Annotated in this window: 13 protein-coding genes; 2 read left to right on the forward strand and 11 right to left on the reverse strand. The window is 61.9% G+C overall.

Features of this window, described 5'->3' with window-relative positions; genetic code table 11:
- Positions 1 to 92: 92 nt before the first annotated feature.
- The 3 genes from QTL56_RS13790 to QTL56_RS13800 form a co-directional block, all read right to left on the reverse strand.
- Positions 93 to 476, reverse strand: coding sequence for an AGROH133_08824 family phage infection protein (locus tag QTL56_RS13790; protein WP_245137400.1), 384 nt, complete (start codon positions 474 to 476; stop codon positions 93 to 95).
- 110 nt (positions 477 to 586) lie between these two features.
- On the reverse strand, positions 587 to 2,800 hold the full coding sequence (locus tag QTL56_RS13795; protein WP_245137399.1) for a primosomal protein N': 2,214 nt from the start codon (positions 2,798 to 2,800) through the stop codon (positions 587 to 589).
- A 60-nt stretch (positions 2,801 to 2,860) separates the two neighbouring features.
- Positions 2,861 to 3,757 (reverse strand): GNAT family N-acetyltransferase, encoded by an 897-nt coding sequence (locus QTL56_RS13800; protein WP_370660363.1) that lies wholly within the window; start codon positions 3,755 to 3,757, stop codon positions 2,861 to 2,863.
- Between the two features lie 143 nt (positions 3,758 to 3,900).
- Here QTL56_RS13800 and QTL56_RS13805 point away from each other — a divergent pair, with 143 nt between their 5' ends.
- Both QTL56_RS13805 and QTL56_RS13810 read left to right on the forward strand, forming a co-directional pair.
- Positions 3,901 to 4,824, forward strand: coding sequence for a tyrosine recombinase XerC (locus tag QTL56_RS13805; RefSeq protein WP_245137397.1), 924 nt, complete (start codon positions 3,901 to 3,903; stop codon positions 4,822 to 4,824).
- 87 nt (positions 4,825 to 4,911) lie between these two features.
- Positions 4,912 to 6,003 carry a TraB/GumN family protein gene (locus QTL56_RS13810; protein ID WP_245137396.1) on the forward strand — a complete coding sequence of 364 codons (1,092 nt, stop codon included), beginning with the start codon at positions 4,912 to 4,914 and terminating at the stop codon, positions 6,001 to 6,003.
- On the opposite strand, the gene QTL56_RS13815 is transcribed toward QTL56_RS13810, so the two are convergent.
- The 8 genes from QTL56_RS13815 to QTL56_RS13850 all read right to left on the reverse strand — a co-directional run bounded on the left by QTL56_RS13815 (position 5,984) and on the right by QTL56_RS13850 (position 14,527).
- On the reverse strand, positions 5,984 to 6,484 hold the full coding sequence (locus QTL56_RS13815; RefSeq protein ID WP_245137395.1) for a DUF2867 domain-containing protein: 501 nt from the start codon (positions 6,482 to 6,484) through the stop codon (positions 5,984 to 5,986). The genes QTL56_RS13810 and QTL56_RS13815 overlap by 20 nt on opposite strands.
- Before the next feature lie 20 nt (positions 6,485 to 6,504).
- Positions 6,505 to 7,005 (reverse strand): cytochrome b, encoded by a 501-nt coding sequence (locus QTL56_RS13820; protein ID WP_245137394.1) that lies wholly within the window; start codon positions 7,003 to 7,005, stop codon positions 6,505 to 6,507.
- A 128-nt stretch (positions 7,006 to 7,133) separates the two neighbouring features.
- Positions 7,134 to 8,540, reverse strand: coding sequence for a dihydrolipoyl dehydrogenase (lpdA, locus tag QTL56_RS13825; RefSeq protein WP_245137393.1), 1,407 nt, complete (start codon positions 8,538 to 8,540; stop codon positions 7,134 to 7,136).
- Between the two features lie 25 nt (positions 8,541 to 8,565).
- On the reverse strand, positions 8,566 to 9,315 hold the full coding sequence (locus QTL56_RS13830; RefSeq protein ID WP_245137392.1) for an SDR family oxidoreductase: 750 nt from the start codon (positions 9,313 to 9,315) through the stop codon (positions 8,566 to 8,568).
- Positions 9,312 to 9,806 carry a hypothetical protein gene (locus tag QTL56_RS13835; protein ID WP_245137391.1) on the reverse strand — a complete coding sequence of 165 codons (495 nt, stop codon included), beginning with the start codon at positions 9,804 to 9,806 and terminating at the stop codon, positions 9,312 to 9,314. The genes QTL56_RS13830 and QTL56_RS13835 overlap by 4 nt, the downstream gene beginning before the upstream one ends.
- A gap of 8 nt (positions 9,807 to 9,814) precedes the next feature.
- Positions 9,815 to 10,228, reverse strand: a complete 414-nt coding sequence (locus QTL56_RS13840; RefSeq protein WP_245137390.1) for an MAPEG family protein — start codon at positions 10,226 to 10,228, stop codon at positions 9,815 to 9,817.
- 12 nt (positions 10,229 to 10,240) lie between these two features.
- A complete protein-coding gene (odhB, locus tag QTL56_RS13845; RefSeq protein WP_245137389.1) occupies positions 10,241 to 11,473 on the reverse strand; it encodes a 2-oxoglutarate dehydrogenase complex dihydrolipoyllysine-residue succinyltransferase in 1,233 nt (410 codons plus the stop codon).
- A 57-nt stretch (positions 11,474 to 11,530) separates the two neighbouring features.
- A complete protein-coding gene (locus tag QTL56_RS13850; RefSeq protein ID WP_229575102.1) occupies positions 11,531 to 14,527 on the reverse strand; it encodes a 2-oxoglutarate dehydrogenase E1 component in 2,997 nt (998 codons plus the stop codon).
- Positions 14,528 to 14,599 lie beyond the last annotated feature (72 nt).

The raw sequence follows: 14,599 nt of genomic DNA on the forward strand, positions 1-14,599 counted from the left end.
TTGCTCCTTGAGAGCAAGGCCCGGCTGCGTTTTTTTGTCCGAAACCGAGTCAATTCGACGAGATGGGCCGCCGCTGCGGCCGCAAACCGATCTTAAGTCAGACCAAAGACATAGGCGAGCGTCAGAGATGCGATAGCGGCCTGCACAACCAGAAGGAGAATATTGCGCCAGGTGGCGCCTTGATCGGACATGATGGAGAGGATGCGGGCAAAGGCCGATAGGCCGACGGCAGCACCGAAAGCCAGATAGACGGTCGGCTGTGCGAGGAGCAATGCTGTTCCGGCAAAGCCGACGACCAGGCCGCCGGCAGAGCGCACCGCACTCAGGCCCTCCGGACGCCCCTCGTTCGCCGTCAGGGCGAGCGCCTTGAGCGTAAGGCCGGGAGCGAAAAGCACGACGCATCCGATGAGGGCAGCAGTCGCAGCGGCGAGGAAGGCCAGTTGCTCGCCAAGTTCAGTGGGAAAGTAGAATTCCATGGATCAACCCGCGTGAAAGAAACCGGGTGGCTTATGGCACGAAATGGACGGTCGCGGTATGGCCCTTGCGCGTCAGAATGAAACCGGCGCATCCGGCCGGGTCAAACGACTCAAAGGAAGCTTTGGGGATCGACATCCACCTGCACCTGGATCGAGCGCCGCTCTTTCGGCCCGCGCTGCAGCATGCCGAGCACGAAGGCCTGCATGTCGCTGTTGCGGCGCCCATGCACCAACAGCCGGAAGCGATGCCGGCCACGAATGAGAGCAAGTGGCGCTTCGGCGGGTCCGAGGATCATGATCCCGTTTTCCTGCGGCGCAGCCTGGCGGAGTCCGCGCGCATGCCCCTCGGCCTCTGCGCGCGTATCAGCGGAGACGATGATGGAGACCAGTCGGCCGAATGGCGGCAACTGCGCCCGCTCGCGCTCGGTGATCTCGCGTTCATAGAAGGCCGCCGCATCACCCGAGACGATTGCCTGCATCACGGGATGCTGCGGCTGGAAGGTCTGCAGAAGTCCGAGGCTCTTGCGCCCGGTGCGACCGGCACGGCCCGTGACCTGCGAGAGCAGCTGAAAGGTTCGCTCGGCGGCGCGGGGATCCCCGTTCGACAGGCCGATATCGGCATCGATGATTCCGACCAGGGTCATCAGCGGAAAATTGTGCCCCTTGGCGACGAGCTGCGTGCCGATGACGATGTCCGCCTCGCCATTGGCGATCGCCTCGAGCTCAAGCCTCAACCGTTTCACACCGCCGATGTCGGAAGAGAGCACCAGCGTCCGCGCCTCGGGGAAGTGTTTTTCCACCTCCTCCGCGATGCGCTCCACGCCCGGCCCGCAGGCGACGAGATGATCGAGCGTCCCGCATTCCGGGCAGGCGTTGGGTGTCGGCTCGTGATAGCCGCACTGGTGGCACTGGATCTGGCCACGAAAGCGGTGCTCGACGAGCCAGCTCGAACATTGCGGGCACTGGAAGCGGTGGCCGCAGACCCGGCACAGCGTCAGCGGCGCATAGCCCCGCCGATTGAGGAAGAGTAGTGCCTGTTCTCCCCGCTCGACGGCCTTGCCGACGGAGCGCAGAAGGATCGGCGAGAGAAAGCCGCCTCGCTCCGGCGGAGCACGCCGCATGTCGATGAGATGCAGGTCCGGCATCGCAGCGTCTGCAAAGCGTGTCGGCAAATGAATGCGCGTGTAGCGTCCGGCGATGCAGTTGACCTGGCTCTCGACAGACGGCGTCGCCGAGACAAGCACGACGGGGAAATCCGCGATTCGCGCCCTGACCACCGCCATGTCGCGCGCATTGTAGAAGACGCGATCTTCCTGCTTGAAGGCCGGATCATGCTCTTCGTCGACGATGATGAGCCCGAGGTTCTCGAAGGGCAGGAAAAGCGCCGAGCGCGCGCCGGCCACAACCCTGATCTCTCCGGTCGCGACCTGACGCCAGACCTTTTCACGCGTGCGGGTCGCAAGATCGGAATGCCATTCGCCGGGCTTTGCGCCGAACCGATCCTGGAAACGCTCGAGGAAATTGGCGGTGAGCGCAATTTCCGGCAGCAGGATCAGCACCTGTTTGCCTTGTTTCAGCGTCTCGGCAATTGCCTCGAAATAGACCTCCGTCTTGCCCGAGCCCGTCACGCCATCGATCAGGGAGACGGCAAAGCCACCCTTGTGCAGGCTCTGGAGGATTTCGTCGGCCGCCTCCTTCTGCGGCCCGGCCAGCCTGTGTTGCGCATAATCAGGATCGGGAGGAGCGACCAGCGGCGGCGGGGGCAGGAAGACCTGTTCAAACACGCCCTGCTTGAGCAGACCGTCAATGACGCTCGTCGAGACACCGCTGGCATGGGCAAGCCCGCTCTTCGTCCATGAAAGACCGTCAGAGGCGAGTTCCAGCACCTTTTGCCGCGCCGGCGTCAAACGCTCCGGCTGGTAGCCGGCATAGCGCAGCCCCTCGATCATCGGCTCGGGATCGAAGGCCGCTGGCGCGCGAAGCGCCATGCGGGCCACATAACCGGGTGGAGAAAGCGTATAGGCAGCCACCCAGTCGAGGAAGGTGCGCATGTGCTGGTCAAGCGGTGGGCAATCGAAGACCTTGGTGATTTCTCTGAGCTTCTTCGGATCGACGGACGCCCCCTCGCCGCCATCCCAGACCACGCCGATCACCTGTCGTGGCCCGAGCGGCACCTGCACGATGGCGCCTGGCTCCACCGTCAGGCCGTCTGGCACCGCATAGCTATAAGCCGTCGGCGCGGGCATGGGAACAAGTACCGGCACCACCTTGCGGCGCGGCATCTCGAACAGTTCCCCGAACAGGCTTTTCGAATCGTCCTTCATCGGGCTGCAACTTGCCCCCTGAGGATCGGAAAGAAAACAGCCTTTATGCGGGTGGAGAGATCAGCGGAAACTGCGGTCGGGATAGGCTGGCAGTTGATGGACCGTGAAGTCTTCCAGCGCCTTGGTCACCTCGGCGGGATCGCCGTCGAGCGCCTCGACCGGAATGAGATTGCCGACGGTGAAATCGAAGCGACCGCCGCGCTTGTTCAAAAGCTCGTAGAAAACGGTCATATCGCGCAGTTCCGTCGACCAGCGGGCGAACCAGTAGAACAGCCCGGAATTGCGGGCCTTCATGTTTACCGGGAGGATCGGCAGATTGTATTTGCGCGCAAGCGAGATGGCAGAAGTCTTCCACGGCCGCTCGTTGAGCCGACCCTCGTCCCAGTAGGCGATACGACCCGAGGGAAAGAGGATCGTGGCGCGCCCCTCTTCGACTGCGCGCGTGGTGAGCTTGAGCGTTTCGCGTGCCTTGAGCTTCGACTTGTGCTCCTCGCGCCACTCGACTGGAATGATGATCTCGGCCAGGCGGGGATTGACCCTGACGGCATCCCGGTTGGCAAAGAAGGTCATGTCCGGGCGGCAACCCTTGAGCAGATCATACATCGCCACGCCATCGGCAATGCCTGTGGGATGGTTGCTGACCAGAATGAATCCGCCGGACGAGGGAATGCGATCTGCATGTCGCACCTGGATATCGAGGCCAAGCGCAGCACTCAGATAGTCGAAGACCTGCGGTCCGGGAAGGTTGGCCACGTCATTGGCAAACTGGATTGCCTTGTCGTAGCGAAGCACGCTGTAGAGGAAAGGCCGCATGGCCGGCCAGAGAGGGTGCTCGACGAGCCTTTGCCCACGCTCGGCAATCAGCGTGTCGACAATATGTCCGGGGCGGCCTTGAGAAAGAAGCGACAAGGTGTCGGTAACGCTAGCAAAGGTAGAGACGGGAGAACGGCGCATCAGCAAATACCTCGCCAGAGATCCAGAGGCGTTCTGGCAGCCATTTGTGATCCGTTCATGACAGGCCCCGGCATTTGTCTTTCGTTAACCCTCCCGCGCCATCGTGGGTGGGGTTGCCAACAGCCAACAACGCAAAAGGCGCGCAATTGATCCCGGCAGATGAAAAACTTCTCGGCGAACGTGCCGCCTGGCTGGAAAGCCTTGGCGCAGAGCGCCGCCTGTCGGGCAACACGCTTGATGCCTATGAGCGTGACACACGCCAGTTCCTGCAATTTCTCTCCGCCCATGTCGGCGGCACCGTGAAGATCGACGACATCAAGGCGCTGCGGCCGGCGGATCTGCGCGGCTTCCTCGCCCAGCGTCGCAAGGAAGGTGCCGGTGCCAGGTCGCTCGGTCGACATCTGGCAGGCCTGCGCTCCTTCCTGCGCCATCTGGAACGCAAGGGCTTGGTGAATGCGGCGGGTGCAAGCGCGATCCGCTCGCCGAAGCAGCCGAAATCCCTGCCCAAGCCACTGAGTGGCCGCCAGGCCCTCGCGGTGGTCGCAATCGACACCCAGATGCATGACGAACCCTGGCTAGCTGCCCGCGACGCAGCAGTGCTGTCTCTGCTCTACGGCTGCGGTCTTCGTATCTCCGAGGCGCTCGGGCTCACGCCCAACGCATTTCAGGGCAGGCCGACCAGCCTGCGCATCACGGGCAAAGGTGGCAAGATGCGGCTCGTGCCCTTGCTTCCGGTCGTGACCGAAGCGGTGGAAACCTATTACAAGCTTTGCCCGTATCACCTTGAAGCCGACGCTCCCCTCTTCCGTGGTGCGCGGGGTGGGCCCTTGCAGCCAGCGATCATCCAGCGCGAAATGCAGAAGCTGCGCTCGGCGCTCGGCCTGCCCGATTCGGCAACGCCGCACGCCCTGCGCCATTCCTTCGCGACGCATCTTCTGGGCAGTGGTGGCGACCTCCGGACGATCCAGGAACTGCTCGGCCATGCGAGCCTGTCGACCACGCAGATCTATACCGGCGTCGACAGCGCGCGGCTTCTCGACATCTATGACCGTGCCCATCCGCGCGCCTGAAGCGTCCCAGCTCCGCCGTTAACCAAGATCCTTAATCGAACGTGAGGGCGCACTCTCCTATTCTCACCGCTTGTGACAGGAGATGACATGAACGCCCACCGCCTTTTCTCGCTGCGGCCGAACCTGCCGCGCCCTTCGATCTCGGAGATGGTTCTCTGGATCACCGGCGCACTGCCTCTGGCGTTCCTGGCCCTGCTGGTCGCCACCCTTCTGACAATTGTCCCTGCCCGCGCCTCGGATATCGCATGCCACGGCGAGAACCTGCTCGTGGCAATGGAAAGGGAGAACCCGGAGGAACTGGCAGCGATCCGCGCGGAAGCGGCCAAGGTGGCGAATGGTCAGGGCATCTTCTGGAAGATCGAAAAGCAGGGCTTGAAGCCGTCCTACCTGCTCGGCACCATGCACGTCACCGATCCTCGCGTTCTCACCATGCCGAAAGGCGCTCGAGAAGCAACGGCCGCGGCCGATGTGGTCGTCATCGAGTCAGACGAGATCCTCGACGAGAAGAAGGCTGCGGCCTCCCTCCTGATGCATCCCGAACTGACCATGTTCACCGATGGCAAATCCGTAAAGGATCACCTCGACGCCGCCGATCTGGAGAAGCTGGAGTCCGGCCTGAGGCAACGTGGTCTGGCCCTCGGCGCCGTCGCCAAGATGAAGCCCTGGATCCTCGCAAGCTTCGTGGCCTTGCCCGCCTGCGAGATGTCACGCAAGGCAGCTGGCGCCTCCTTCCTCGACAAGCAGATCGCCGAGGACGCCGTCAAGGCCGGCAAGCCGGTGGCGGGCCTCGAGAGTCTCGTCGAGCAACTCGAAGCCATGGCAGACCTGCCGGTCGATTTCCATTTCAAGGCCCTGATCGAGACGATCGAGCTCGGCGACAAGATGGAAGACGTCATCGAGACGATGACCGAGCTTTATCTTGCGGGTGAGATCGGCATGACAATGCCGATGCTGAAGACCGTTGCCCCGTCGCCCGGCGAAGAAGATGAAAGCGCCTATGCCGCCTTCGAGAGCCGCATCGTCCGCGACCGCAATCTTGTCATGGCGGATGGCAGCAAGCCGCATCTGGAAAAGGGCAATGCCTTCATCGCTGTCGGCGCGCTGCATCTGCCGGGTGAGGAAGGTCTCGTCGAACTCATCCGTCGCCAAGGCTATACCGTCACGCGGGTCGACGGCTGAGGTCGAACGAAGCGGCAAATCGTTTGAGGAAGGTCTTCACGATCAGCTTGTGGAACGGCGTGACGACGAGGATGTAGAGCCGGCCGAACAGATTGTGCCGCCTGACCAGCGTCGTCAGTGAGACGTGCTGGTGGGCGGCGGCTTCAGGCTCGACCGACACGATGATCCGGAAATCGAGATGTTTGTCGTTGAATCCGAGAACCACGCGCTCGTGGTCATGCTCGATGACCGGAAAGCCGCCGATCATGTCCTGATCGCTCAACGCGAGTTCCGCCGATTTCAGGCCAAAGAGACCGACGATCCGGTTGCGGATCCCAAGAAGTGCAGTGACCCATCTGGGCGCTCGACCCATGAGAGCCGTGGCGACTTGCATCGGATCGAGATCGGCTCGGTCGAGCCTCACGCTATAGCTGTCCGCCCAGTCGGCCTCTGCAAGATCCGGATGGGGTAGCTCGACCTTCTGCTTCGAAACTACAACCATCTGCTTTCCCCGATTTGCGATCAGTCCCGGCTCATGCGCGATGCGACCGGCGTTTTCCAGTAAAACTGGTGTACCAGAAGCGCCAGGATATGCACCGCGATCAAAAGCCACATCAGAGCCTTCAAGGGTCCGCCATGCACGAAGCCCGCCGTTTCATTGGCAAAATAGTAGGCGCCGATCCCGCTCAGCGGCAGCAGGAAGAAGAGAGCGTAGAAGGTGCCATGCGCCAGCTTGGCCGCAAGACGTAGGACTGGCGGTTCTTCCGGCGGAGCGGCCGGCGCGCCCTTGACCAGCCTCAGACCGAGCCGAAGCAATCCGAGACAGAGGACCATGATACCGGCATAGGCATGGATGTTGGCGAAGGTCAGATCTTCGGGCGATGGAACCTCGCCACGCTCATAGGCTTCGGCCACCTCTTTCATCACATCAGAGAAGATGAGGTTGAAGAGGATGAGCAAGGCCATAAGCCAATGCAGGGCCTTTTGCGGGATGGAGTAGGAAGCGGGCGCGGCTGTGGTCATGGTCTTTGCCTTTCGTCAGGATCGAGCGAAGCATTGCCCAGACATGATAAAGGCCGCCGCTCGGGGAACAAGCAACGGCCTTCAACCTTACCAAAATATATAATTGACCTATGTCAGGTCGCGACGCCTCACATATGCAGCGGCTTGAAGAAGGTTGCCAGCGCCGCTTCCTTCACGGCTTCCGACATGGTCGGGTGCGCATGGCAGGTCCGACCCAGATCTTCGGACGAACCACCGAACTCCATCAGCACGGCCGCTTCGTGGATCATCTCGCCGGCACCGAGGCCGATGATGTGTACGCCCAGAACCCGGTCCGTATCCTTGTCGGCGAGAACCTTTACGAAGCCGTCGGAGGCAAGCATCGCGCGAGCGCGAGCATTGGCCGAAAACGGGAACTTGCCGACCTTGTAGGATACGCCTGCGCCCTTGAGCTCTTCCTCGGTCTTGCCGACGGAGGCGACTTCCGGCTGCGTGTAGACGACACCCGGGATGACGTCATAATTCACGTGACCATGCTGGCCGGCGAGGATTTCGGCGAGAGCCACGCCTTCATCTTCCGCCTTGTGGGCAAGCATCGGACCCTTGACCACATCGCCAATGGCATAAATGCCGGCGACATTGGTGCGATAATGGCCGTCGATCTCGACCCGGCCACGATTGTCGAGCGCAACGCCTGCTTCTTCGAGGCCAAGGCCGGCGGTGTAGGGCTTGCGGCCGGTGGCCACCAGAACGACGTCGGCCTCGAGCGTCCGGGTCTCGCCACCCTTGACCGGCTCGAACGTGACCTTGGCGCCCTCGCCCGACTTTTCGACGCCCGTGACCTTGGCGCCGAGGTTGAATTCGATGCCCTGCTTGGCAAGGATGCGCTGGAACTGCTTGGAGACTTCGCCGTCCATGCCGCCAAGGATGACGTCGAGATATTCGACTACGGTGACCTTTGCGCCGAGGCGTGACCATACTGAGCCGAGCTCAAGGCCGATGACCCCACCGCCGACGACGATCATCTTGCCCGGCACCTTGTCGAGCGCGATGCCCCCGGTGGAGGAGACGATGATCTTCTCGTCGATATCAACGGCAACACCTGGAATGCCGGCGACATCGGAACCGGTCGCGATGACGATATTCTTCGTCTCGAGAACCTGGACTTCGCCTGCGTCATTGGTGACTTCGACCTTGCCGGCGGTAAGAATCTTGCCTGTGCCCTGGATGCCGTCGATCTTGTTCTTCTTGAACAGGAAGGCGACTCCCTCGACGTTCGACTTCACGGTCGCGTCCTTGTGCGCCATCATCTTCGGCAGGTTCAACGTCGGCGCGCCGACGTCCACACCGAGATCACCCATGCCATGACCAGCATGGTGAAAGACTTCCGAGGCGTGCAGCAAGGCCTTGGAGGGGATGCAGCCAATGTTGAGGCAGGTGCCGCCATAGGTCTGGCGCTTCTCGACGACGGCAACTTTCAGGCCGAGCTGGGCCGCCTTGATGGCGCAGACATAGCCGCCGGGGCCGGAGCCGATAACGATGACATCATAAGACATGGGAAGCTTCCTTCGTTTTCGACGGTTACCGGCCGCCGCTGACATTCAAGATGGCACCCGTCACATAGGATGCCTGAGGCGAGAGGAGATAGAGAACGCTGTCGGCCACTTCGTCCGCCGTTCCCGGCCTTTGCATCGGAACGATCGGAGCGAGGTCACGCGCCCGGTTCGGCAGACCGCCGGAGGCGTGAATTTCGGTGTCGATGATACCAGGTCGGACCGCATTCACACGGATACCTTCGGTCGCGACCTCGCGTGCGAGGCCGAGCGTGAACGTATCGACGGCACCCTTGGCAGCAGCGTAATCCACATATTGGCCGGGTGCACCAAGCACGGCCGCGATCGACGAAAGGTTGACGATCACGCCACCCTGGCCGTCATTCCTGGTCGACATGCGTTTCACCGCTTCCGTGGCGCAGCGGATCTTACCGATGACATTGACGGCAAACATCCGGTCGAGCCGCGCGCGATCGAAGTCCTCGACCCGAGCCGTCACATCGACGATGCCGGCATTGTTGACGAGACCGTACAATGACCCAAGCCGGTCGACAGCGGAGAAGATCGAGGCTACGCCCTCTTCCGTGCCCGTATCGCCCTGCACGATCTCGGCATGGGCACCAAGCTTGCCGCAAGTGGCAGCAACAGCTTCCGCAGCGTCCCTATCGGAGCGGTAATTGATCAGCAGGTCATAGCCCTGAGCGGCAGCCTTGCCGCACACGGCCGCACCGATGCCACGACTGCCACCCGTCACCAGCAAAAGCCTACGAGAATTCATGGCGTGCACTCCTTGAATTCGAAGACATCCCAGGGACCGGCCTCCAGCCCTTTGCCCGCTGAAGAGGCAAGCACGGATGGACCGAAACCAGGCAGCAGAAGGGTGTCCGGCGCATCCGCACCTTCCGGCGGCAGAAGATCGGCATGGCCCGTCGCCTCGTCGACCCCATAGATGATGCCCTTCCAGACCGTACAGGCTGCGATGTCTGCGCCCGTCACATCACCCTCCGGGCAGGCGTTCATGAGCATGCCGACAGGCCGTTCTATCTCCGGATCATATATGACATGGCCATCGAGCTGCAGCGTGCCGATCATCGTGGAGAAGCCATGTGTCACCGGCGTATTCTCGCCACTCGCAGCCGTGAAGACCAGTTCGAGCCCCGTATCGGCCTCGCGATAGACTGCCTTCTCGATCCGGCAATCAGCCGCCACCGCCGCCTGAGAGATCGCGAGCGCGGCAAGAAGAACCGATATTCCGGTTGACGCGCCCATGCCTCACCTCAAAACGCCAGCGAGAGGAACATCAGGCCGAGCCCGGCCACGGACCCGAGCCAGACGAGCGAACGGATATAGGGAATGCCTGCGAGATAGAGCGGGTAGTAGACGATGCGTCCGACAAACCAGACGATCGCGCCAGTCAGACCAAGACCCGAGGTCTCGCCCGTGGAAAGAAGCCCTGCCGCCAGCGCAATGAAGGCGGGGTAGGTTTCACGGAAATTGGAAGATGCACGCGCCGCGCGGCCGGCGAGCTTGCTCTCCGGCTGCTTGTTGCCGTCACGCGGACCGGCATTCCACTCCGTACCCAACTCCTTGGTTGCGAACATACCCTGAAGCAGGACATGCGCGACCAGCAGGACCACGCTCCAGGCAAGGAGCAGGACAAGCGGAGAAGCGGAAGCGGATACCGGCTCCATCGTGAGTTTTCCTTAGAGATCGAGAACCAGACGTTCCGGATCCTCAAGGCTTTCCTTGACGCGGACGAGGAAGGTGACTGCTTCCTTGCCGTCGACGATGCGGTGATCGTAGGAGAGCGCAAGATACATCATCGGACGGATGACGATCTGGCCGCCGACGACGACCGGGCGCTCCTGGATCTTGTGCATGCCGAGGATACCCGACTGCGGTGCATTCAGGATCGGCGAGGACATCAGCGAACCATAGACGCCACCGTTCGAGATGGTGAAGGTACCGCCCTGCATGTCGGCCATGGAGAGCTGGCCATCACGCGCCGCCTTGCCGAGACGGCCGATATCCTTCTCGATTTCGGCGATCGACATCTGGTCGGCATCGCGCACGACCGGAACGACGAGACCCTTCTCCGTGCCGACGGCAACGCCGACATGGCAGTAGTTCTTGTAGATGATGTCAGTGCCGTCGATCTCGGCGTTGACGGCAGGGAGCTCCTTCAAGGCATGGGTCACGGCCTTGGTGAAGAAGCCCATGAAGCCGAGCTTCACGCCATGCTTCTTCTCGAAGATGTCCTTGTAACGGTTGCGCAGGTCCATGACCGCCTTCATGTCCACCTCGTTATAGGTGGTGAGCATGGCGGCCGTGTTCTGGGCATCCTTGAGGCGCTTGGCGATCGTCTGGCGCAGACGCGTCATCTTCACGCGCTCTTCGCGGGAAGCATCATCGGCCGAAGAGGCCGGACGAGGAGCAGCCGGGGCTGCAGGAGCGGCGGGGGCTGCCGTGCCCTTGGCGATGGCTGCGAGAACATCGCCCTTCAGCACCTGGCCACGCTTGCCAGAGCCATCGACATCAGACGTCGAGATGTTGTTGTCGGCGGCGAGCTTGGCAGCGGCCGGTGCAGCCGGCATGGCCGAGGGAGCAGCCGCAGGGGCCGCAGCGGGTGCGGGCGCCGCAGCAGGGGCTGCCGGGGCTGCGGCCGGAGCCGGAGCGGAAGCACCAACCGAACCGGCAGCGCCTTCGGCGATCTGGCCGAGCAGCGCGCCGAGGCCAACGGTTTCGCCGTTCTGGGCGACAATTTCAGTCAGCACGCCCGAGACCGGCGAGGGGACTTCGACGGTCACCTTGTCGGTTTCGAGTTCGACGAGGGGTTCGTCAGCCTTGACGGTGTCACCGACCTTCTTGAACCAGGTGCCAATTGTGGCTTCGCTGACGGATTCGCCAAGGGTGGGTACGCGGATTTCAGTGGCCATGATCTCAATTCCGTTGGTCAGAGAAGGTTTCGGTCTGCGAGGAGAAGACTGGGCGGATCAACCGCCCAGTGCGTCCTCGAGGAAGGCTTCGAGCTGGGCGAGGTGCTTCGACATCAGGCCGGTTGCCGGCGAGGCGGCAGCCGGGCGGCCGGTGTAGCGCACCCGCTGGTACTTGGCGTCGATATGGGCAAGCACCCATTCCAGATACGGATCGATAAACGACCACGCACCCATGTTCTTCGGCTCTTCCTGGCACCATACCATCTCCGCATTACGGAAACGGGACAACTCATTGATGAGCGCCTTTGCCGGGAACGGATAGAGCTGTTCGATGCGCAGCAGATAGACGTCGTCGATGCCGCGCTTTTCGCGCTCTTCCAGGAGGTCGTAATAGACCTTGCCCGAACACATCACGACGCGGCGGATCTTGGCATCCTTCTGCAGCTTGATCGGACCGTCCTTGATCACCTCCGCGTCATCCCACAGCAGGCGGTGGAACGAGCTTTCGCCTGCCATTTCGGCAAGGCTCGAGGTCGCCCGCTTGTGACGCAGCAGGGACTTCGGCGTCATCATGATTAGCGGCTTGCGGAAGTCGCGCTTCATCTGCCGGCGCAGAATGTGGAAGTAGTTGGACGGCGTCGTGCAATAGGCGACCTGCATGTTGTCTTCGGCGCACATCTGCAACCACCGCTCGAGGCGGGCCGACGAATGCTCAGGACCCTGTCCCTCGTAACCATGCGGCAGGAGGCAGACGAGACCGGACATGCGCAGCCACTTGCGTTCGCCCGACGAGATGAACTGGTCGAACACGACCTGGGCACCGTTTGCGAAGTCACCGAACTGGGCTTCCCAGAGCGTCAACGCATTGGGACGGGCCAGCGAATAGCCGTATTCGAAACCGAGTACGGCCTCCTCCGAGAGCATCGAATTGATGACCTCGTAGCGTGCCTGGTTCGGGGCCAGATGCGCGAGCGGGATGTAGCGTTCTTCGGTTTCCTGATCATAGAGAACCGAATGGCGCTGACTGAACGTACCGCGTTCGCAATCCTGACCGGACAGGCGGATCTTGTGGCCGTCGAGGCAGAGCGAACCGAAGGCGAGTGCTTCGCCCATGGCCCAGTCGATGCCTTCGCCGCTCTCGATCATCTGCGCCCGGTTGTCCATGAAGCGCTGGATCGTCCGGTGCGCCTTGAAGCCTTCGGGGATGGTCGACAGCTTGCGACCGATCTCCTTCAATTGCTTCATCGGCACGGCCGTCTTGCCGCGACGCTGCTCGTCGGCATTGTCGGCGGTCCTCAGACCCGACCAGACGCCGTCCAGCCAGTCGGCCTTGTTCGGCTTGTAGCTTTGACCGGCTTCGAACTCCTGTTCGAGATGCGCACGCCAGTCGGCCTTCATCTTTTCGAATTCGCCTTCCGAGATCAGGCCTTCCGCAATCAGCCGCTCGCCATAGATGTTGACGACCGTCTTGTGGGCACGGATTTCCTTGTACATCTTCGGCTGGGTGAAGCTCGGCTCGTCGCCTTCGTTGTGACCGAAGCGGCGGTAGCAGAACATATCCACCACGACCGGCTTGTGGAACTTCATCCGGTATTCGGTCGCGACCTTCGCCGCATAAACGACGGCTTCCGGATCGTCGCCATTGACGTGGAAGATCGGCGCTTCGATCATTTTCGCAACGTCGGACGGATAAGGCGACGAACGCGAGAAGGCCGGATTGGTGGTAAAGCCGATCTGGTTGTTGATGATGACATGCATCGTGCCGGCGACGCGGTGACCGCGCAGACCGGACAGACCCAGGATTTCGGCCACGACGCCCTGGCCGGCAAAAGCAGCATCACCATGGAGCAGCAACGGCAGCACCTTGGCGCGCTCCTTGAGCGGAATGATGTCACCTTCCCAGGTCTTGGCGATCTGGTCCTGCTTCGCACGGGCCTTGCCCATGACGACGGGGTTGACGATTTCGAGATGCGACGGGTTGGCGGTCAGCGACAGGTGAACCTTGTTGCCGTCGAACTCGCGGTCCGAGGAAGCGCCGAGGTGGTACTTCACGTCACCGGAGCCTTCGACTTCGTCGGGCTTGAACGAACCGCCCTTGAATTCGTGGAATACGGCACGGTGCGGCTTTGCCATCACATTGGTCAGGACGTTCAGACGGCCACGATGGGCCATGCCGAGAACAACCTGCTCAAGGCCTTCCTGGCCACCCCGCTTGATGATCTGCTCCAGCGCCGGGATGAGAGATTCACCACCGTCGAGGCCGAAGCGCTTGGTGCCCTTGTACTTGACGTCGATGAACTGTTCGAAGCCCTCGGCCTCGATCAGCTTCTGCAGAATGGCCTTCTTGCCGTTCGGCGTGAACTCGACGCCCTTGCCGGGTCCCTCGATGCGCTCCTGAATCCAGGCCTTTTCTTCCGGATTGGAGATATGCATGAATTCGACGCCGAGCGTCGAGCAATAGGTTCGCTGCAGGATGTCGAGCATCTGCGGGATCGTCGCGTATTCGAGACCCAGCACGTTGTCGATGAAGATCTTGCGGCCGTAATCGGCTTCGGTGAAGCCGTAGGCAACGGGCGACAACTCGTTGTAGTCGTCGACAGGTGCTGCAATCCCGAGCGGATCGAGATTGGCGTGCAGGTGACCGCGCATGCGGTATGCACGGATCATCATGATGGCGCGAACCGAATCGCGCGTCGCCTGCAGGACTTCGGCTTCTGACACGGCCTTGCCCGCCGAAGCAGCGGTCGCTTCGACCTTGGCCTGAACCTTCTTTTCGATGACTTTCTCGACCACGCCCCAATTGCCGTCGAGCGCGTTGACGAGATCGCCGCCTTCAGCAATCGGCCAGTTCTTGCGCTGCCACGAGGCGCCCTTGGCGGCCTTCTGCACGTCGGTCGGATTGTCGGCGAGCGCCTTGAAGAAGGCCCGCCATTCGTCGGATACCGATGCGGGATCTTCCTCATACCGTGCGTAAAGCTGTTCGATATAGGCCGCGTTCTGCCCGTCGAGGAACGACGTGATCAGAAACTGCTCGTTGGCTTCTTGCCTACCCATGGTGCTTCGCGAACCTCTCGGCTCGCCTCCCGACTAGAATTGATGGCCGGATGCCCGGCCTGCCGCTCGTGA

It is taken from the genome of Peteryoungia algae, assembly GCF_030369675.1.
Lineage (GTDB): Bacteria > Pseudomonadota > Alphaproteobacteria > Rhizobiales > Rhizobiaceae > Allorhizobium > Allorhizobium algae.